We start from the raw sequence: 20062 nt of genomic DNA, 5'->3' as shown, positions 1-20062 counted from the left end.
AATGGCCGTGACGATGACGGTTGCCGTTTCCCAGCCAACTCCAGGTAAGTCGAGGGCGCTGTCACGCGCCCTCTGGCCCTGGCTGTTGCTGCTGCCGGCATTTCTTTCGCTCGCATCGGTATCCTTCTATCCGATCGTCAACGGCGTCTATCTGTCCTTCACCAACCGCTCGCTGATCACCCAGGACAATGATTTTGTCGGTATCGCCAACTATGTGCAGCTGCTGGCAGATCCGCCGTTCTGGAATGCCTGGTGGCACACGATCTGGTTTACCCTGATCTCGACGTTGCTCGAAACCTTCATCGGCTTGGCAATGGCGCTGATCCTTTGCGAGACCTTCGCCGGCCGGGGCATGGTCCGCGCCGCCATGCTCGTGCCCTGGGCCATGCCGACCGTTGTGACGTCGAAAATGTTCGGCTGGCTCTTCGACGGTCAGCACGGCATCATCAATTTCATCCTTCTGCATGCAGGATTGATCGACCAGAACGTCAACTGGTACGGCTCACCCGACACGGCGCTGACGACGATCATCCTTGCCGATGTTTGGAAGACCACGCCATTCATGGCGCTTCTTTTGCTGACGGGACTGCAAACCGTTCCGAAATCGCTGATCGAGGCGGCACGCATTGATGGGGCGGGAGCCTGGACGATCTTCTGGCATATTCGCCTGCCGCTCCTGATGCCGACGCTGCTGATTGCCGGTCTCTTCCGTGCGCTCGATGCCTTTCGCGTTTTCGACCTCGTCTATGTGCTGACGGGCGGCGGCCCGGCCGATTCCACCGAGACGCTTTCGACGCTGTCCTACAAGGTACTCTTTTCGACGCTTCAGTTCGGCTACGGCTCTGCAGTCTCGACCGCCATGTTCATCACGGAAGGTCTGATCGCCATAGGCTTCTGCGTCTTCCTCGTGCGCCAGATCAGGAGGACGACATGAACGCAGAGCGCTCAGTCCTTCAAAACATCGCCATCTATCTCGGCGCGCTGTTCATCCTCATCTGGTCCGCCGGCCCATTCATCTGGCAGTTTTCGACATCGCTCCAGCTCGACAAGGCGCTGACCGAGGGAACGCCCTCGCTCATACCGAACCCGTTCACGCTGGAGCACTACTACAACGCCTTTGTAGAGAAAGGCCTTCATCATTACGTGCTGAATTCGCTCGTCGTTTCCCTTGCGACCACAGCACTTTGCCTGATCGTCGGTTCGCTCGCGGCCTTTTCGCTGTCGCGCCTCGATGTGAAGGGACGCTTCGGCATCCTGACGGTCATCCTATCGGTATCGATGTTTCCGCAGATCGCGCTCGTCGGGCCTCTCTATCTCATCGCCTCCGATCTCGGGCTGCTCGATACCTATACCGCGCTGATCATCACCTATCTCGCGCTCGGATTGCCGCTGGTGACCTGGGTGCTGTTCGGCTATTTCGAAACGCTGCCGCGCGAGATCGACGAGGCGGCCCGCATAGACGGCGTCGGCCCTGTCGGCCTGCTCTGGCATATCATCCTGCCGATGTCATTGCCGAGTCTGGTCACGACGGGTCTGCTTGCCTTCATTACCGCCTGGAACGAGTTCCTGTTCGCGCTGGCCTTCACGTCGGACAGCGACAGCCAGACGATCCCGGTCGGCATCGCCAATTTCACCAACCAATATTATGTGCCCTGGGGAGACATCGCCGCCGCATCGGCTGTCGTCACCATACCGCTCATCATTTTGGTGCTCTTCTTCCAACGACACATCATCGAAGGCCTGACCCAAGGCGGAATCAAGGAATAGCGGGAATGCGCAAGGACATAAAAGTCGGCTGCCAGACGTTCACATGGGAAATGCTTGGCAATGCCTGGACAGGAACGGCGGACGATCTGCTGTCGGCGATTTCCGCAGGCGGTTATTCCGGCATCGAAATCACCGATACGATGATCGGGCGCTATGGCGCGGACCCGCATGCCTTCGCGAATGCATTAGGGGATTGCGGCCTGACGCTCGTCTCCTTCGCCTTCGGTTCCAAGAGCGGCTTTACCGTCGCCGACGCCGTGAAGGACGATCTTGCGACGGCCAAGCGCTGGATCGATTATGCCGCGCATTTTCCCGGCGCGCTCGTTTCCATCGGCTCGGCAACCGTCGTTTCCGATGGCCCGCAAGACGAGAAGTTCGCCATTGCCGGCGAGTTTTACAATCGCGCCGGCGAGCTGGGCAAGGCCGCAGACGTCGAGGTCGCCGTGCACCCGAGCTCGCATCACAATACGCTGCTGTTCGACCGTGCCGATTACGACCGCATCTTCGCATTGCTGGATCCGAACCTGGTCGGGTGGGTGCCGGATACCGGTCATATCCTGCGGGGGCATGCCGATATGCTTGACACGATGCGCACCTATCAAGACCGTATTCGCTACCTGCATCTGAAGGATGTCGATGCGCAGGGCCGATGGGCGATGCTCGGCAAGGGCGTTCTCGATACGCCGGCCGTGATCGACCTCGTCTCGGCCGCTCCGCGCTTCAATGGCTGGCTGGTGCTGGAGGAGGAATCCGAGACGGCCGGCGCCGATCCTGCCGCTGCGGTCAAAGCCAATCGCCAAACCATGCGCGGCTACGGGGCATAAGGAGTAGAACCATGATCGAAAAGGAAAGTCGCCGTCTTCGCATGGGAGTACTCGGCTGCGGCCCGATCGCGCAATTCGCACATCTCGAATCCTGCGCCAAGGCGAGAAATGCCGATCTTTATGCGATCTGCGACGCAGCCCCCGATCTTCTGGCCCGCATGGGCGCGACCTATGAGCCGCAGAAGATGTACGATGATTATGATGCCATGCTGGCCGATCCCGAGCTGGAGGCCGTGATCGTCGCGACATCCGACGCCTATCATGTGCCGATGTCGATAAAGGCGCTGGAAGCCGGAAAGCATGTGCTGTGCGAAAAGCCGATCGGAGTGTCCGTCGAGGAAGGGCAGCAACTTGCCGAGGCCGTGCGCCGGTCCGGGAGGATCCTGCAGGTCGGCCATATGAAACGCTTCGATCCGGCGCTTGAGGCCGCACGTGATTTCGTACGCGATGACATAGGCCAGATTTTTGCGATGAAGGCGTGGTATTGCGATTCCACCCATCGCTACACCAATACGGATGCGGTGCAGCCCCTGCCCGTCACCAGCAAGCTTGCGCGCAAGCCATCAGGCAATCCCAAGGCCGATCTCCGGCAATATTTCATGCTCGCCCATGGCTCGCATCTCGTCGACACCGCGCGCTTCTTCTGCGGGGAGATCGTCGCCGTTCGCGCCCGGCTCCTGGAGCGTGCCGGTGCCTATTGCTGGTTCGTGGAGACCGAGTTTGCCAACGGTGCTCTCGGCCATCTGGACCTGACAGTTGCCGTGCGCATGGATTGGCATGAAGGTTTCCAGCTTTATGGCGAAAACGGCTCGATTCTCGCAAAGACCTTCAATCCCTGGTACTTCCGATCAAGCGAAGTGGAGATCTTTCACGAGAAGGATGCGACGAGTCGGAAGCCGCTCGGTGCCGACGGCCATTTCTTCCGCCGCCAGCTGGAAGGACTTGCAGATACAGCATTAAATGGCGCGCCGATGCGCGGTGCCAATGTCGAGGACGGCCTGGCCTCCATCCGCGCGATGGTGGCGATCGCCCGATCGGTGGAACGAGGCGAGCGCGTCGAACTCGCATCGGTCACGGGAGCGGTCTGATGCAGATCGGCATCTTCGCCAAGACCTTTCCCGGAACGGAGCCGCTCGGCGTTCTCTCGGCCGTGCGCAACAGTGGTTACGCATGCGCGCAGTTCAATCTCGCCTGCTGCGGTCTCCCGTCCATGCCCGATGCCGTTTCGGAAGAAATGATCGCGACCATCCGGGCAGCGGTCGAGGCGACGGGCGTCTCTCTTGCCGCCCTGTCCGGCACTTACAACATGGCTCACCCCGATATTGTTGTACGCCGAGCGGGCCTCGCCCAGCTCGCCGTTGTCATCGAAACGGCGGCGGCACTCTCGATTCCGCTGGTAACGCTTTGCACCGGAACGCGCGACCCGAACGACCAATGGGCTTATCATCCAGACAACGGCGATCTCTCCGCCTGGACCGACATGGCGGCTGAAATATCGAAGGCTCTGGAGTTGGCGGAACAGCATGGCGTCGATCTCGGCATCGAGCCGGAGCAGGCCAATATCGTCACCTCGGCACGCGACGCCCGGCGGCTGATGGACGAGACGGGATCGCGGCGGTTGCGCATCGTGCTTGATCCGGCCAATCTCTTCGAACAGGCAACACCTGCCAAGGCGCGGGCGATAATTGAAGAGGCGGTCGAAACGTCAGCCGGTCATATCGCCCTGGCCCATGCCAAGGATCGTTACAGCGATGGTCGCTTCGCAACCGCCGGACGGGGCGTGGTGGATTTTGCCGATTTCATCGCGCGGCTGCGCTCGGTGAATTTCGAAGGCCCGCTCGTGACGCATGGCCTTTCTGCTTCGGACGCACCGGTCGTTGCCGGCTTTCTCAAGGCGCTGATCTGATGGGCAAGAAATGGTTCAAGCTCGACGATGCGGAACTTGCCGTCTACGAGAATGGGCAAGGACTCCCCGTCATCTTCCAGCATGGCCTTGGCGGCGACGAGGCACAGGTTGCACAAAATGTTCCCGCTTCGGTAGACATGCACCGGCTGACACTGGAATGCCGCGCGCACGGCGCATCCTCCCTCGGAAATACCCGACCCTTTTCCATCCGGATGTTTGCCGAGGATGTTCTGGCTACGGCCACCGTATACGGGTTCGATCGCTTCATCATCGGCGGCATTTCGATGGGAGCGGCCATTGCGCTGCACCTTGCTCATCATCATGCCCATCGGGTCGCCGGCCTCGTTCTTGTGCGTCCCGCCTGGACCTTCGAGGCATCGCCGGGCAATCTCGCGCCGATCCGCACAGTGGCTGCCCTCATCCGTTCGCATCCGATCGAGGAGGCCAAAAGGCTCTTTATCGCCTCTGAAACAGGACAGCGGATCGCCTCCGAGGCACCGGACAATTTCTCCTCCCTGCTTGGCTACTTCGACCGACCAGATGCTCTCGCCTTCGCCTCTGTTCTGGCTGATATCGCTGCAGACGGGCCGGAGGTGCCGCGGGCAGCAGCAGCCGCTCTTGCCGTGCCTGCCCTGATTATCGGCAACCAGCACGATGCGATCCATCCGCTCTCCTGCGCGCAGACGCTCGCCGATGTCATTCCAGGCGCGAGCTTTGTCGAAGTCACCGCCAAGGCTGTCGATAAAGATAAGCATTTTGCCGAGGTCCAAGACGCCATCGCGCATTTTCTAGCATCCAAAACACTCCGGAGCTTCGTTTCGTCATGACGTCCAGACCTCTTTCCGGCCCGGCGGCCATCGCAGCGCTTCCCCGCAACAGGCTTCTCGGCGAATTTTCGCTCTGGTCGGCCGATCTTGCCAATATGGAGACCGACCTCAAGCGCATCGAAACCTATGTCGATCTACATCACATCGATGTCGCCGATGCGCGCTTTACGCCGGGCTTCCTGTTCTTTCCTGATTTTGTCGCGCGCATCGCCAAGTCGACTGCGAAGCCGATCCATGTCCATCTCATGGTCGAGGCTGAAATCGTCGAGGAGCAGACGCGCCAGTTCATAGAGGCGGGAGCGGATTTGATCAGCGTCCATGCCGAAAACGGCGATGCTGGCTTACGCGCCATTGCACTTGCCAAAAAGCTTGGCGCCGAAGCCGGCGTGGTGCTGCGGCTGGAAACACCTGTTTCGGCGATCGAGCCCTTTATCGATCACGTCGCCTTCGTGACGCTGCTTGGAACCTCGATCGGCGTCAAGGGACAAAGCCTTTCCGAAAAGGCTTGCGACCGGCTGATCGAAGCGCGTTCCCTGCTGAGAAAGGCAGGCCGCGAAGATCAGATCATACTTGCAGCGGATGGCGGCATTCGCGACCAAACCGTCCCGCTTCTGCGCCAAGCCGGGGCACAGACGGTTGTTCTCGGATCGCTGGCATTCGGCGACAAGAATCTTGGCGACCGGATCGCCTGGCTGCATGGACTGGAGAGCCGGGTTTCGTGAAAAAGGTCGCTCTTGCATTCGATCTCGGTGGAACGGAGCTTCGCGCCGCACTTATCGATGATGCGGGATGCCTATTGTCGTTCTCGTCGCTATCGACGGATGCGGCCGGCGGTCCCGCAGCCGTCATCCGTCAGATCGAACTGCTGGCGGAAACGGTGTTGGCGGAAACGCCCGATCTTTCGCCGATCGGGATCGGGATCGGCGCGCCCGGTCCGCTCGATCCGGACGCCGGGATCGTCATTGCGGCCCCGACGCTGGTCGGATGGCATGAGGTCCCGCTGGCGGAGATTCTCCAAAACCATTTTCAGCTGCCCGTGCGGCTCGAAAACGATGCGAATGCGGCAGCTCTCGGGGAATGGCGATATGGCGCCGGCCGCGGGGCGGGATCGATGGTGTTCGTCACGGTATCGACCGGTATCGGCGGCGGCGTGATTGCCGATGGCCGAATCCTGCATGGCAGACGGGGCCTGGCTGCCGAGATCGGCCACATGACGATCACAAACGAGGGCGAACGTTGCTTTTGCGGCGCAGTCGGTTGCTTCGAGGCCGTCGCCTCCGGCACGGCACTCGGCAGGCGGGCGACGGCCCGCACCAGGCCATCAGACGGATCGATACTGCGCAAGTTCGCCGCCGATGCCGACGTGACCGGACGACATGTCGTAGAAGCCGCGCGAAAGGGCGACGCCGATGCATTGACGCTGCTGATCGACGAAGCGCGGTGGCTGGGGATCGGCTTCACAAACCTGCTTCACCTCTATTCGCCCGACGTGCTTGTCATGGGCGGAGGAATTTCGCATGGCTTCGATCTTCTGCACGACCAAGTGGCGGCGACGGTTCGCGAGCGCGCCATGCCCGCCTATCGCGACGTGCCGATCGTTGCCGCACAGCTTGGGCGCCATGCCGGTCTGATCGGCGCCGCCAGCCTCATCTTCGACGGCTACGGAAAGCCGCCCCGGAGTCGATGAGTTCCAAGGCGTGCCAGCGCGTGGCAGTTGGTCGCGCGATCGTTCGAAATCCGAAGATCTTTCCGTTCGACAAGCCACTTTCCAATCTCGATGCGGCGCTGCGCGTCAACATGCGGCTGGAGCTGATACGCCTGCATGACGAAGTGGCTGCAACGATGATTTACGTCACCCACGACCAGATCGAGGTAATGACATTGTCGATCGAATCACTCTTGATCCGCAATTTTCGGCCGATAGAAATGAACTGAGGCTTTGCAACCAGTGTCATTGGTCAAGAAAGCTGGCTGGAGCCGCTACTTCTCAGACCCTGTCCTGTCTTGCGGGAAAGACCGACGATGATGACCTCGAGAACGCCACAGCTTGCCTTCGTCCTATCATGCCTGGGTGCTTTGAACGGATCGCACGCCATGGCACAGGAAGCAGCGGCTCCGCTGTCGGGCAGCTTTGCCGACCTATGCGCCGTCGACGGCGAGCATCCGTCGAAGCTCTGGCGGATCAGCAGCAGGCTGGACCCTGCCTTATGGAGATCGCGTATCGTTTGCGATCTCTCATCTCCTTCCAGGCCGATATTGCGCATCTCGGTGCATCCAGGTGATGCCCCCGACCAGAGTATCGGCGATGCGCCGACCGAACGGGTAGAAATTCAAATCAAGAAAGAGGTTATCAAATTCGATGAGCCGACGTGGTATCATTTTGCCTTCCGGCTCGAAGCCCCCTGGCGAGGGATCGGCAACCGCACCGTCATTCATCAGGTAAAGCAAAATATTCCAACGGAGGAGACGAAGCCCCTTGGAGCTTGCCAGGCGGCAAATCCATTGTTCAAAATCGAGGCTATACCATCGGAAACAGGGGCGAATTTCGTTGCCAAAGTGCGGGGTAGCGCCGACTGCAACGCCGGTCAATCCAAGATAATCTGTGGTCCCTGGCATCTCAATGTGGGTGACTGGAATGATGTGAATGTGATGCTGAAGCCGAGCCTGCAGGAGGGTGCGAGCTCCATACAGGTCTATCTCAACGGACGCGCCTGCGACTCCTCCTATACGGGGCGCCTCGGCTTTCTCGATCACGGTATGCGGCATCAAGACGGCCGCCCGTTCATCGACGTTCAGCCGCGCTTTGGGATCTATAGGGACACTCTTCCCGGCGTGGTGCAATCAGTTGACTTCGCGGATATCCAGTTCTGGTCGACGGACCCTTCCAGCGATCCCGCTTGGTCGAAACTGGCAGTATCCGCTGAGTAATCATCCGATCTTTTCGGATCGATGACAGAAACGCTCCGTGTGGCCGCCCGTTTGCGCATCTCCATCTGAACTTCAAAACAGGTCGGAAAATCTCGACTTTCAATCGCCGCTGCCACAATTACGCCCGCCGTTTCCGGAATTGTCTGCAGCACGCATGCCCCGCTCGCACGGGGTGCAATCCGATGCATTATTCGGGAAGTATGGTTATCACGTGAAGACTAAAAAATTTGTTCTTTTGCTCGCTCTGGCTTTACTGATGGCAGGCTCCGCCGCGCATGCGCAGGAATGGAGATATTTGCCGGATTATGGCGACGATCTGGATGGCGGCTATGTTGCTCCGCGCTATTGGCGGGAGGCACCGCCGCGTTATCGCGACGATCCGCGTCTCGACGACGGCTATTACTATCGGGGCGACCGTTACAACGACTATGACGATGAGGACGGCGATTTCCCGCCAGCCCCTCGTCCACGGCGCCAGGCTTCGATCGATCGGAATGCGGTGTCTCCCCAATTCAGTCCGGGCCTCAAGGACGACAAGCAGGCCAGTCTGGCGCAATCGCCGATCCCGCGCAGCGTTGTGCGTTTTTCCGGCTACGATCCCGGCACAATCGTTATCTCCACCAAGGAAAAGCGCCTCTATCTCGTGCTCAACGACGGAACTGCCCTCAAATACGGCATCGGTGTCGGCAAGCAAGGCTTCGCCTGGAAGGGCACCGAGACGATCAGCCGCAAGGCGGAGTGGCCCGATTGGACGCCGCCCAAGGAAATGATCGCTCGCCGTCCGGAATTGCCTGACCACATGGAAGGTGGGCTCAATAATCCCCTCGGAGCGAGAGCGCTCTATCTCGGTTCCACCCTCTACCGCATCCACGGCATCAATGAGCCAAACTCGATCGGCAAGGCGGTGTCGTCCGGCTGCATTCGCATGGCAAATCCGGATGTCATGGATCTCTATGGCCGGGTCGGCGTGGGAACAAAGGTCGTCGTTCTCTGACTGCACTCCGACCATGCATGGGTCAGCCTGGAGCAATTCCAGGATAAAGTGCGCAGCCGTTTCCGTAGGGAATTGCGTGAAGACAAAAGCTGGAGCGGTTCATATATTCGATGAAAAGCTCAACCGCTCTGGCAGGACCGGAAACGCACACCATTGGACGGGAAGGCAGCCGTCACAGGCACCATGGCCGTGACCTGCATTTTGTCGCGCCTCGGCGCATCGCGGAAATCGGATTTTAGGCCACCGGTCTCTCAATTCGCATCCGAGCGGAATGAATAGCGGAGAGAGGAAGGACGCGGACGAAATCATCGGCGCTATGCAAGCCCGGACTCCGCCACACGCGGAGCCATTCGCCTGCTGAACGAAGCCCGCCGATGCGAGCCGGCCAGATCGGAAAGCCGAGAACAATGAGCAAGGCGTTGTAAAAAACAGCGCCTTGCCTCATTCAAAAGGCCACAGTCTAACTACCTGTAATCTTGAATTCATTAGCATATTCTTCCGAACGCAGTACATCGGCTTGGGAGGCCTCTGCCCCGTTGAAGAATTCCTGCAGGAGCCGGGTAATGCGCTCCGGCGATGTACCCTTGGCATATTCTTCCTGCATCCGGCGTCTGACCAGCATTTCCAAGACTGACATGTCTTTCACCTCATAATTCCGGCGCAAGGAAAATGTCGCTCTCAATGACACGGGAGGCAAGTTACAGTTTTTTCATGGTCTTGATGGCTCGACGACAAGACTTCTGATCTCTTTCCGCCGCCTTGTGCCGGAAACGTGTCGACCGAAGCGTGATCGATCTTTCGCTTGCCAAATGGCGATGTATCGTAGAATTGAAAGCGGCCAATCGGTCGGTTGTTTGCGCTTCGTTAACCTGCGTGCTTTAGCGGGCCACACCCCGACCTTTGGATGATGTCGCCTGCAAGGAATGAATAATGCCCATAAAGAAAAGCTCTGCCTCTGACGTTTTCCAGCGCAAGATTTCGGATTTTTGCGATATGCGGCTTAAGCCGCTGCTTCAGCCGCGTAGCTTCGAGAATATCAAAGGCTTCATGATCGGCCTGATCGTTTTCCAGTCGCGTCCTCCCCTTCGGGCAGGACGTGTCGACTTCCAGGAAATTGCCTCGCTCTGCGGCATGGACGAGGAGATGAGCCCGGAATTCAAGCGGGCTGCCCAGCCCGGCTTCGACGCTATTCTTCGCTGGCTGGGAGCTCCGAAAACCAATAGGGCGCAGATTTCTCGCGTTGCCGCCCCTGCCGTCCGGAAACCGCCGTTGCGGATTCCTGCCAAACCTGCTTCCGCTCAGCCGGAGCGCCGCGCTCTGGCGTCCTGAACCGAACTGCGTACCGGCCGCCTATGGCCGGTACGCCACTGATCTGCCTTGCCAGATCACAAAACCCCACACAACACGGACTATCGATCCAATCGGCGGAAGCTTGCTTTCGGTTTTCGCTAGGATGCGGCGTTACTTTCATCCGCAATCGGTTTCTGCTGCGGCGCGATCACAGATCGCCGCTGCGGCATGTCGCCAAAGAGGCCGCCGGGACGCACCAGCAGGATGATGCAGAGCATGACGCCTATCGCTACGATCTGCAGCGATGCCGCACGAGCCTGCTGTTCCGGCGAAAAGAGGATGCTCGTCAGCGCACCGGAACCGGCCCAGATCGCCCAGACCAGAACGCTGCCGACGATAGCACCCTTGTTGCTGCCAGAGCCACCGACGATCAGCATGACCCAGACCTGAAAGGTCAGGATCGGAAGATAATTGTCCGGCGCGATAAAGCCGATGAAATGCGCCTGTATGGCGCCAGCCAGCCCCATGATCGCACCGCCGACGGCAAAGGCCTGTACGCGATAGAAGCGAGCGCTCTTGCCAAGAGAAATGGCGGCGCGCTCGTCCTCACGCAACGCCTTGAGGACGCGTCCCCAAGGGCTTTTCGCCAGATGCTCCAGCGCAAAATAAACGATCAGCAATGCGACGACCACGATGCCGAGATTGGCCAAATTGAAAAGAAGTGGCGTTTCGGCGAGGCTGGAAAACGGGCGGGGAATAAAGCCGATGCCAAAGGGGCCACCGGTCAGTTTCTGCGCATTCAGCGCCACGAGCTGGACGACGACGGCCACGCCGAAGGTGGTGATCGCCAGATAATCGGATTTCAGCCGGAGCGTCGCCACGCCGATAATGGCGGCGGCAAGACCGGCGACAATCATCGCGCCGAGCCAGCCGACGAGGATCGGCAGATCGAACCCACCGAACCGCCCGGCCGTATCCGGCGTCGTCAGCAGGGCCGAGGTATAGGCGCCGATCGCTACGAAGCCGGCGAGCCCGACATTGAAGAGGCCGGTCAGGCCCCATTGCAGGTTCAGGCCGAGGGTGATGAAGGAGAAGATCAGCGCGGTGGTCAAGAAGAAAGCGCCATAGCCAATAATGTCCATCATCGCTCCCTCACTCCGAAAAGGCCGATCGGCCGGATGAACAGCACCGCCATCAGAATGATGAAGGAAATGGCGGCACGCCATTCCGCTCCGATCAGCTGAACAGCCGCTGCCTCGGCAAGGCCGATGATCAATCCACCCAAAACTGCGCCCGGAACGCTGCCGATACCGCCGAGAATAGCGGCAGCAAACATCGGCAACAGCATGTCGAAACCCATCAGCGGGCGGATCTGCACGAGAATGCCGATCATGACGCCGGCGACACAGGCCAGTCCGCCGCCGATCAGCCAGGTGACGCGCACGACCTTGGCGACATCGATGCCGACGACGCGGGCAAGCGCCGGATTTTGGCTCAGCGCCTGCATGGAACGCCCTGTCTGCGTCCTCGTCATCAGCATATGAACGCCGAAGACCAAAAGCGCCGTCACAATCAAAAGGGCGATCTGATCGGGCGTGATGCGGATGCCGAAACCGATGGGCATGGCGATCTGAATGGCGCGGCTGAAATAAGCCGGGCGCGACGTGAAGAGAAATTCGAGCAGGCTGCGCAGCGCCATGGAGGCACCGAAGCTCGCCATCACGACGATGATCGACTGGCCTTTAGCCCTTAGCCTGGCAAACAGCACCTTGTCGAGCGCGAGGGCAAGGATGCCGGTAAAGCCCATCGCCAGGATTACCGCCACGATCAACGGCCAGCCGAAGGAAAGCGGGCCAATGGGAGCGACCTTGCCGAAGATTGCGCCTATGGCACTGACGACAGCAAGCGTTGCATAGGTGCCCCAGGCCATGAAATCGCCGTGGGCGAAGTTCGAGAAACGCAGGATCGAATAGGTGAGCGTCACACCTATCGCGCCTAGGCCGATCATCGAGCCTGTGAGCAAGCCATCGATGATGAATTGCAGGTTCATGCCGCACCTCCCCTTGCCGAAGTTGCGGGTCGCTGCCCGAGGTAGAGTTCGGCTACGACAGGATCGCTCCAAAGCTCCGATGCAACGCCTTCATGCCTGTCTTTGCCCTCGACGAGAACATAGGCACGATCGCCAATCGCAAGCGCCGCCTTGGCATTCTGCTCGACCAGGAGAATGGTGACGCCGGATTTGCGGATTTCGCTCAGCATGTCGAAGACCATCGAGACGAATTTCGGCGAGAGGCCCGCCGAGGGCTCATCGAGCACGAGAAGCTTCGGGTGAACGATAAGAGCTCGGGCGACGGCCAGCATCTGCCGCTGCCCTCCCGAGAGATTGCCGGCCGCGATGCGGCGATGACGGGCAAGATCCGGAAAGGTCGCATACATTTCTTCGATGCGAACGGGCACGTCCTTCGGCTTCAGGATACCGCCGGCAACCTTCAAATTGTCTTCGACGGACATCAGCGGAAAGACATTCTCCGTCTGCGGCACGAAGGCAAGGCCGAGCCGCACCATGATGTGCGCGGGCGTACTCGTTATATCCCTGCCGCCCAGTTCCACCGTGCCGCTTTCGACCGGAACCAGACCGGCGATCGCCTTGATGAAGCTCGACTTGCCGGCGCCATTGGGGCCGAGCACAACGACGATTTCCTTCTCTGCCACCGTAATCGAGGCGCCGCGCACGATCGGAACACCCGGCTCGTAGCCGGCAACGAGATTGCGAACACTCAAGACCGGTTCGCTCATGCCGCGCCTCCCAAATAGGCTTCGATGACGCGCGGATCCCGGGCGACCTCTTCCGGTGTGCCCTCGCAAAGAAGCTGGCCGCTCGCCATCACAAGCACGCGGTGACAGAGGCGCGTGACCATATCGATATTGTGTTCAATCAGAAGAAAGGTGACACCGCGCTGGTTGATATCGCGGATACGGTCGATGATCGTCTCCAGAAGCGTGGCGTTGACGCCGGCGGCGGGCTCATCGAGCAGGATGAGGGCAGGATCGGCCATCATGACGCGGGCAAGCTCCAGAAGCTTGCGTTGACCGCCCGATAGAACGCGCGCCGGTTCATGCGCCAGACGCGTCAGGTGAACGAGGTCAAGCAACTCCATCGCTTTTGCATGGGCCGCCTTCTCCTCAGCGGCGACCTTCCATGGCCGCAGGAAATTCGACAACAAGCGCTCTCCTGTCTGACGTTGGGCGGCCAGCATCACGTTGTCGAGAAGCGTCAGATTGGGAAACGGCCGCGGGATCTGGAATGTGCGTCCAAGACCGCGTGCGATCCGAAGATGGGCAGCCTCGCCTGCGACTGCGGTGCCATTCAAGACGATTTCGCCGGTGCTCGGCGCGACGCTACCGGCCAGAAGGTCGAACATCGTCGTCTTCCCGGCGCCGTTCGGACCGATCAAGCCGAGGATTTCGCCCTGGGGCACATGGAAGGAAACGTCGTTGACGGCGACGAGGCCGCCGAAACGCCGCACCACGTTTCTGGCCGTCAGAACAGGCCGGGCTTCCTCCCCATGCCGTTCAGTTGTCGTACTCATGAGATCCCTCTGGCCGGAAAACGATCATTGCCGTTTCCCTGATTATTTGATTTGTGATCACACTTGCATTGATCACGCTAATCAGCTTTAATCCTCTTCGCAAGCCGAAAAAGGGATTTCGAATGCAAAAGGCCACCGCCGACAAGAGCGATCCGATTGCCGCACAGCTTGCGCCAGTAGGGCGAGAAACCGTTCAGGACCGGGTCTATCTGGAGCTGCGCCGGGCGCTGATCGGCGGGCTTTTCGAGCCGAGCCAGGTGCTGACGATCCGCGGTCTTGCTGACGCGCTGATGACCAGCACCATGCCGGTGCGCGAGGCGCTCGGTCGGCTCATTACCGAAAAGGCATTGGAAGCCCTCCCCAATCGATCCGTTCGCGTGCCGCCGATCACGCTGGAGCGCATGGACGATCTTCTGCGCGCTCGCATCCTGATCGAGGGCGAGGCGATCGCGCTTGCCGCAACCCGCATGACGCCGCGGCAGATTACGACCATCGAGAGCATGCTCGGCGAATGGGACGAGATGCGCGCACTGAAGCACAAGAAGGATGTCGACCGCGAGGTGACGCTGAACCAGGTCTTTCACTTTGAGATCTATCGCGCCTGCGGTTCCGCCGTGCTGATCCCGATGATCGAAAGCCTTTGGTTGCAATCCGGCCCCTGTATCCGCGTCGCGATTTATGCCTTCTCGGACGCCGGCGAGGTCGATACCGCCCATTATCACCGTACGATCGTCAAGGCGATCGCCGCGCAGGACGCCAGGGAAGCGCGCGATGCGCTGGTGGCGGACATCAGCCGGCCGTTCACCTTCCTGCGCAGCAAACTGGAAGCCGAAGCCAAAAGGGGCCAATCCGCATGAGCCAACGCGCCATCAAGATCTCCGAACCCAACTCCGGCCTCAGTGTCTTGGCACCTCTGCTGGAAGCCAAGGCGCCCGACAATGCCGCCTTTCTCTGGACCTATCTTGGCGAAGCCCGCGTGGTTGGTGGCATTCATGCCATGTGGACCGGACCGGAAATCTCGTGCCCAATCCCGCCGGCGCATCTGAAGGGTGCTTCCTATGCGAACGCCCTGCCCGCCGAGAACGCGACACTGACGCCGCAGCCAGGCGATATTGTGCTCAGCTATGTGCCGCCGCGTATGTGGGGCGGCAATCCAGATGCGATCTTCGATATCGGTCTGTTCTACGGTCAGGGCGCTCGCCTGCTCTTCCCGATCGGCTGGCTTGCCGGCAGCGTCGTCGCGCAAGTGCGCCCTGAAGAACGCGAACACTTCGCGGCGGCCTGCGGCGTCATCCGCCGCAACGGCGCCTGCGAGGTCACGTTCGAACGCGCGGAGATCTGAGATGGCGGCTGAAAGCGACGACAGTTTCGAGCTCTTCGACCTTAGAGTGGAAGCGGTCATTCCCGAGGGCAAGCCGATCTATTGCGGCGCCAAGCCGGGCGACTATTTCGAACTCAAGGGCGAGATGCTGTCCCTCCCTGCGGGCCAGGGCTTTTCGATCTACTCCATATCGGCCGTCCTGCCGCTGCTGGCGGCCAAGCAGCGACCAACCCACAAGAACGACTGGATGACCTCGGACGCGGAAATCGCCTGCCCCGACCCCAACTGCGCGAGCCGGCTGCGGATCGTCAGAACGGGCAAACGGCGGTTTAGCCATGCCGAAACAACGGCCGTGCCGTTGCCAGAAGGAGAATGAATTGCATGACCGCCAAGACTTTTGAGCTCAGCCCCGGATACGAGATTTCCCGCGTCATCCGCGGCGGCTGGCAGCTTGCCGGCGGGCACGGCGAAATCGATCGCGCCCAGGCCGTGACCGACCTGATCGCTGCTTTCGACGTCGGCATCCGCACCTATGATTGCGCTGATATCTATACGGGCGTCGAGGAGCTGATAGGCGAGGCGCGCGAACGGCTTCGCAACGAACGTGGCACGGAAGCCGCAAGCGCGATGAAGGTCCACACGAAGCTGGTTCCCGATCTGGAAAAGCTCGCAACCATCAGCCGCGACTATATTCGCGGCATCGTCGACAAATCGCTGCGCAAATTGAAGACCGAACAGCTTGACTTGGTACAGTTTCACTGGTGGGACTACTCGCTATCAGGCTATCTCGAAGCCCTGAGCTGGCTGGACGAGATGCGCCGCGAAGGCAAGGTGCGTAATGTCGGCACGACCAATTTCGATACGCCGCATATTGCCGAGATTCTGAAAGCCGGCATTCCACTCGTCAGCCAGCAGTTGCAATATTCCGTTCTCGATCAACGGCCATCGCGTAGCCTCGCCAAGCTGGCGGCGGAGAACGACGTGAAGTTCCTCTGCTACGGCTCAGTGGCCGGCGGCTTCCTGAGCGACAAATGGCTAGGGGAGCCGGAACCGGAAATGCCGCTCGAGAACCGCTCGCTCGTCAAATACAAGCTGATCATCGATGACTTTGGCGGCTGGGAGCTGTTTCAATCACTGCTCGGCACGCTGAAAGCTATCGGTGATCGCCATGGCGTCGATATCGCCACGATCGCCAGCGCCTGGGTGTTGGAGCAGCCGCAGGTGGCCGCTGTCATCGTCGGCGCGCGCAATCAGGCGCATGCGCTCGCCAATGCCAGGATCATGGACATTGCCCTTTCGGACGAAGACCGCCGCCAGATTACCGACATCATCGCCCAAAGCCCTGGTCTCGATGGCGATGTCTACACGCTGGAGCGCGACCGTACCGGCAGGCACGGCTCGATCATGCATTACAACCTCAATGCGGGGAAGGTATGAGCCAGCAATCGCTTCTCTTCCGCAAAGCCAGCGCCGAAGTCATCGATTTCCATCGCTTCTTCGAAGCCTGGTACGATGCCGCCACTGCCGATCATACGGATTTCGGCCGCTGCGACCGCACCTTCGGCCAGACGTTCCATATGATCCCGCCGACCGGCCGTATCTTCGACCGCGCCGAAACCATTGAACTGATCCGGGCAAACCGGGCGACGTTTCAGGGCAATTTCGCCATCGAGATTTCGGATATCCGCGCGAGCTACGAAACTACGGATACGATCGTCCTGACTTATGTCGAAGCGCAGACGCGGGCTGGCAAATATAGCCGGCGTCAGGCGAGCGCTCTTTTCACTGCAAGTTCATCGGCACCCAACGGTGTCGAATGGCAGCATCTGCATGAAACCTGGCTGCAGATGCCGGAGACCTGACAGGTTCTAAAAAACAGAAATGAAAATCGTTGACCGAACAAGGGGAACAAAGATGAAGAAGACGATATTTCAAATCACCACGGCTCTCGCCCTTCTGACTGCAGCCGGCGTCGCCAATGCCGCGGACTGCAAAGTCACGGTCGGCCTCGTGATGGAACTGACCGGCCCGGCCGGCGAATATGGCCAGGCGGGCGCGAAGTCCGTCGAGATGGCCTTTCGCGATATCAACGCCGCCGGTGGCGCCCATGGTTGCGATCTGGTGACGGATACGCGCGACAGCCAGAGCCAGGGCAATGTCGCAGTGGATGCTGCAACCCAGCTGGTGCAGGTCAAGAAGGTGCCGGCTATAATCGGCGGCATTATTTCTTCGGTGACGATCCCGATCCTGACGTCGGTCACCGCACCCGCGAAGGTCGTGCAGGTATCGCCCGCTGCCTCCTCGCCAACGCTGACGGCGCTCGGCCGCGACGGCAAGACCAACGGCATCTTCTTCCGCACCATCACCTCGGATTCGCTGCAGGGCATTGCAGCCGCCAAATATGCGATCGACAAGGGGTTCAAGAAGCTCGCGATCATCCACGTCAACAATGATTTCGGCGTCAACATGGTCGCCGAATTCTCGAAAGCCTATAAGGCGCTCGGCGGCACGATCGTTTCGACGACGCCCTACAACGAAAAGCAGTCCAGCTATGCTTCCGAAGTCACCGCCGGCATGGGCGGCAATCCGGATGGCCTCTACCTCGTCAGTACGCCGGTTGATGGTGCGACGATTGCCCGTACATGGATCTCGCAAGGCGGCCCGCAGAAGTTCCTGCTCAATGATGGCATGAACAGCCCGGACTTTATCGATTCCGTCGGCGCCGACTATCTAAAGGACGCCTACGGCACCTCCTCGGGCACGACGCCGACGCCCTCGACCGACTATTTCAACAAGAACTACAAGGATTTATCGGGGATCGAACCGACCAATCCGGCTGCTGACCGCGCCTATGACGCCGGCGCGATCGTCGGTCTCGCGCTGGCTATCGCCGGCGACGACACATCCAAGCTCAAGGATGACATCTATAAAGTCGTCGATCCCAAGGGCACGCCGATCTATGCCGGTAAGGAAGAGTTCGCCAAGGCGCTCGGTCTCATCAAGGAAGGCAAGCCGATCCGTTACGAAGGCGTCATCGGCCCGGTCTCCTTCGATCAATATGGCGACATCACCGGCCCCTTCCGACTCTGGAAGATCGCCGACGGTAAGGTCGTCACCGACGGCGAGCTGAAGATGGAGGACGTTTCAGCCCTGAAGGGTAAGATCAAGTAGGCAACACTCTATTTTGCAAAAAGGCGAGGCGCTCCCATCGGCGTGCCTCGCTTGAAATCATCCTGGCGCAATCCTTTCAGCGGCTGATCTATGGTGACAGCTATCTGGCGTAGTTATTGAGAGACCCTCCGCTGATGCCCAGCAGTGCCACTCGCCCTACCAATCCGACCCTGTGGACGCTGACAGCCGGCCCTGCCCCTGAATTTTCCCACGACCTGCCTTCCCACTCAGATGTCGTTGTAATCGGCGGTGGCTTCACCGGCCTGACCGCAGCACTTCATCTTGCCCGCGCCGGCTGCTCCGTGACCGTTCTTGAGGCCGGGCGGCTGGGTGCGGGAGCCAGCGGCATGAATGCCGGCTTCGTGGTTCCGAATTTTGCCAAGGCCGATCCGACGACCGTCCGTCAAAAGCTGCCGCGCGGCAAGGCAGATGCGCTTTTGTCGCTCGTCGGTGCAGGCGCCGACGAGGTGTTTGCGACCATCGCGGAGGAGCAGATTTCATGCGACGCGGCGCAGACCGGCTGGCTGCAGCCCGCTTATGGCGACGACATGGCTGCGATCCTGCGCCAAAGGGCGAAGGACTGGACAGAGCTTGGCCGTCCAGTCGAATTTCTCGATGCCGGCGCCGTCCGCAACGAGACCGGTATGGCGATCTATTCCGGAGGATTGATCGATCACTCCGGCGGCACGATCCACCCGCTGAATTATCTCTACGGGCTCGCAAGGGCGGTCATGCAGCGCGGCGCTACGATCCGCGAAAACAGCGTGGTCGAGCGCGTTGAGCGACATGGCAGCACCTGGCGCGTTAATCTCGTGGACCATGAAATCGAAACGGAGGTCGTCATCCTCGCCACCAACGCCTTCACGAGCGGCATAGCTTCCCGCATGGGCCGAACGGGCGTGCCGTTAAAGGTGTATCAAGTGGCGACGAAGCCGATCGATGCCGAAACCGTTGCGCGGATCGCCCCAAATCGCCGGCCTGTCGGCGATACGCGCTCCAATCTCTTCACCTACCGGCTCGATCGCGACAACAGGCTGATCAGCGGCGGTATGGCGATCTATCCGGTCGGCGCCTTCGAGCGCGTCGGTCGCGCCGTCGTCGACCGGCTCACATCCGAACTCCGTCTGCCGCGTCATCCGGGTGTGGAGATCGTCTGGACCGGAACGGCGATCATGACGCCGGATTTCCTGCCGCGCCTCTATCATTTCGACGACGGCTTCTTCGGAGGGATCGGCTGCAACGGCCGCGGCATCGCCATGACGGCGCAACTCGGTCGGACACTGGCGAGACTGGCGCTCGGCGAAACGGCGGAATCTCTGCCGATTCCGCTGCAATCCGGCCGCGCACTACCATTTCATGGCTTCACGCCTATCATTGCTTCGCTTGCGCTGGCACATGCACGCTTTGAAGATTGGCGAAGCGGACGCCGCTAATCGGCGTAAGA

At 60.1% G+C, this 20062-nt stretch carries 23 protein-coding genes and 1 pseudogene; 19 read left to right on the top strand and 5 right to left on the bottom strand.

What is annotated here, in order from left to right; all coding sequences use genetic code 11:
- Position 1: 1 nt before the first annotated feature.
- The 11 genes and pseudogenes from AC13RC_RS16940 (at position 2) to AC13RC_RS16890 (ending at position 9246) form a co-directional block, all read left to right on the top strand.
- Positions 2–934 (top strand): carbohydrate ABC transporter permease, encoded by a 933-nt coding sequence (locus AC13RC_RS16940; protein WP_488557878.1) that lies wholly within the window; start codon positions 2–4, stop codon positions 932–934.
- Entirely contained in the window at positions 931–1767 is an 837-nt protein-coding gene (locus tag AC13RC_RS16935) for a carbohydrate ABC transporter permease (protein ID WP_113389539.1), read from the top strand. The genes AC13RC_RS16940 and AC13RC_RS16935 overlap by 4 nt, the downstream gene beginning before the upstream one ends.
- Before the next feature lie 5 nt (positions 1768–1772).
- Positions 1773–2591 (top strand): sugar phosphate isomerase/epimerase family protein, encoded by an 819-nt coding sequence (locus AC13RC_RS16930; RefSeq protein ID WP_488557877.1) that lies wholly within the window; start codon positions 1773–1775, stop codon positions 2589–2591.
- A gap of 11 nt (positions 2592–2602) precedes the next feature.
- On the top strand, positions 2603–3679 hold the full coding sequence (locus tag AC13RC_RS16925) for a Gfo/Idh/MocA family protein (protein WP_488557876.1): 1077 nt from the start codon (positions 2603–2605) through the stop codon (positions 3677–3679).
- Entirely contained in the window at positions 3679–4497 is an 819-nt protein-coding gene (locus tag AC13RC_RS16920; protein WP_488557875.1) for a sugar phosphate isomerase/epimerase family protein, read from the top strand. Before AC13RC_RS16925 ends, AC13RC_RS16920 begins: the two co-directional genes overlap by 1 nt.
- The gene (locus tag AC13RC_RS16915; protein WP_488557874.1) at positions 4497–5324 is read left to right on the top strand and encodes an alpha/beta fold hydrolase; all 828 of its coding nucleotides are present in this window, start codon (positions 4497–4499) and stop codon (positions 5322–5324) included. The genes AC13RC_RS16920 and AC13RC_RS16915 overlap by 1 nt, the downstream gene beginning before the upstream one ends.
- Complete coding sequence (locus tag AC13RC_RS16910; RefSeq protein ID WP_488557873.1) at positions 5321–6046, top strand: ribulose-phosphate 3-epimerase; 726 nt, start codon at positions 5321–5323, stop codon at positions 6044–6046. The genes AC13RC_RS16915 and AC13RC_RS16910 overlap by 4 nt, the downstream gene beginning before the upstream one ends.
- Entirely contained in the window at positions 6043–7011 is a 969-nt protein-coding gene (locus AC13RC_RS16905) for an ROK family protein (protein ID WP_145319900.1), read from the top strand. The genes AC13RC_RS16910 and AC13RC_RS16905 overlap by 4 nt, the downstream gene beginning before the upstream one ends.
- An 8-nt stretch (positions 7012–7019) precedes the next feature.
- Positions 7020–7235 (top strand): annotated as a pseudogene (locus AC13RC_RS16900) (ABC transporter); the annotation flags it as partial.
- Positions 7236–7346: 111 nt separating this feature from the next.
- Positions 7347–8252: a heparin lyase I family protein gene (locus tag AC13RC_RS16895; protein WP_113350993.1), complete on the top strand. Its 906-nt coding sequence runs from the start codon at positions 7347–7349 to the stop codon at positions 8250–8252.
- Positions 8253–8508: 256 nt separating this feature from the next.
- Complete coding sequence (locus tag AC13RC_RS16890; protein WP_488557872.1) at positions 8509–9246, top strand: L,D-transpeptidase; 738 nt, start codon at positions 8509–8511, stop codon at positions 9244–9246.
- A 460-nt stretch (positions 9247–9706) separates the two neighbouring features.
- Here the strand turns inward: AC13RC_RS16890 and AC13RC_RS16885 are convergent, their stop codons facing one another.
- Positions 9707–9883 (bottom strand): hypothetical protein, encoded by a 177-nt coding sequence (locus tag AC13RC_RS16885; RefSeq protein ID WP_173002461.1) that lies wholly within the window; start codon positions 9881–9883, stop codon positions 9707–9709.
- A gap of 293 nt (positions 9884–10176) precedes the next feature.
- Between AC13RC_RS16885 and AC13RC_RS16880 the strand changes: the two genes are divergently transcribed.
- The gene (locus tag AC13RC_RS16880) at positions 10177–10575 is read left to right on the top strand and encodes a hypothetical protein (protein ID WP_113329187.1); all 399 of its coding nucleotides are present in this window, start codon (positions 10177–10179) and stop codon (positions 10573–10575) included.
- Between the two features lie 119 nt (positions 10576–10694).
- On the opposite strand, the gene AC13RC_RS16875 is transcribed toward AC13RC_RS16880, so the two are convergent.
- Genes AC13RC_RS16875 through AC13RC_RS16860 form a run of 4 tightly spaced genes read right to left on the bottom strand, consistent with a single transcriptional unit; the run spans position 10695 to position 14126 of the window.
- Entirely contained in the window at positions 10695–11681 is a 987-nt protein-coding gene (locus AC13RC_RS16875) for a branched-chain amino acid ABC transporter permease (RefSeq protein WP_488557871.1), read from the bottom strand.
- On the bottom strand, positions 11678–12586 hold the full coding sequence (locus tag AC13RC_RS16870; protein WP_113350987.1) for a branched-chain amino acid ABC transporter permease: 909 nt from the start codon (positions 12584–12586) through the stop codon (positions 11678–11680). Before AC13RC_RS16870 ends, AC13RC_RS16875 begins: the two co-directional genes overlap by 4 nt.
- Positions 12583–13332, bottom strand: coding sequence for a branched-chain amino acid ABC transporter ATP-binding protein (locus AC13RC_RS16865; protein ID WP_183808610.1), 750 nt, complete (start codon positions 13330–13332; stop codon positions 12583–12585). The genes AC13RC_RS16870 and AC13RC_RS16865 overlap by 4 nt, the downstream gene beginning before the upstream one ends.
- The gene (locus AC13RC_RS16860) at positions 13329–14126 is read right to left on the bottom strand and encodes an ABC transporter ATP-binding protein (RefSeq protein WP_488557870.1); all 798 of its coding nucleotides are present in this window, start codon (positions 14124–14126) and stop codon (positions 13329–13331) included. Before AC13RC_RS16860 ends, AC13RC_RS16865 begins: the two co-directional genes overlap by 4 nt.
- Positions 14127–14248: 122 nt before the next feature.
- On the opposite strand from AC13RC_RS16860, the gene AC13RC_RS16855 reads away from it, so the two are divergent.
- From AC13RC_RS16855 to AC13RC_RS16825, 7 genes are all read left to right on the top strand, one after another.
- Positions 14249–14983, top strand: coding sequence for a GntR family transcriptional regulator (locus AC13RC_RS16855; protein ID WP_488557869.1), 735 nt, complete (start codon positions 14249–14251; stop codon positions 14981–14983).
- Positions 14980–15468, top strand: coding sequence for a DUF3830 family protein (locus AC13RC_RS16850; RefSeq protein WP_113329192.1), 489 nt, complete (start codon positions 14980–14982; stop codon positions 15466–15468). The genes AC13RC_RS16855 and AC13RC_RS16850 overlap by 4 nt, the downstream gene beginning before the upstream one ends.
- A 1-nt stretch (position 15469) precedes the next feature.
- On the top strand, positions 15470–15823 hold the full coding sequence (locus AC13RC_RS16845; RefSeq protein ID WP_095437503.1) for a TIGR04076 family protein: 354 nt from the start codon (positions 15470–15472) through the stop codon (positions 15821–15823).
- 5 nt (positions 15824–15828) lie between these two features.
- Positions 15829–16884 carry an aldo/keto reductase gene (locus AC13RC_RS16840; protein WP_488557868.1) on the top strand — a complete coding sequence of 352 codons (1056 nt, stop codon included), beginning with the start codon at positions 15829–15831 and terminating at the stop codon, positions 16882–16884.
- Entirely contained in the window at positions 16881–17309 is a 429-nt protein-coding gene (locus AC13RC_RS16835) for a hypothetical protein (RefSeq protein WP_488557867.1), read from the top strand. Before AC13RC_RS16840 ends, AC13RC_RS16835 begins: the two co-directional genes overlap by 4 nt.
- Positions 17310–17361: 52 nt before the next feature.
- A complete protein-coding gene (locus AC13RC_RS16830) occupies positions 17362–18618 on the top strand; it encodes an ABC transporter substrate-binding protein (protein ID WP_488557866.1) in 1257 nt (418 codons plus the stop codon).
- A gap of 134 nt (positions 18619–18752) precedes the next feature.
- Positions 18753–20051, top strand: coding sequence for an NAD(P)/FAD-dependent oxidoreductase (locus tag AC13RC_RS16825; protein ID WP_488557865.1), 1299 nt, complete (start codon positions 18753–18755; stop codon positions 20049–20051).
- The last annotated feature ends 11 nt before the right edge of the window (positions 20052–20062 follow it).

This window comes from Martinezella sp. CNPSo 3890 (genome assembly GCF_057784455.1).
This window is presented reverse-complemented; position numbering and strand designations above follow the sequence as displayed.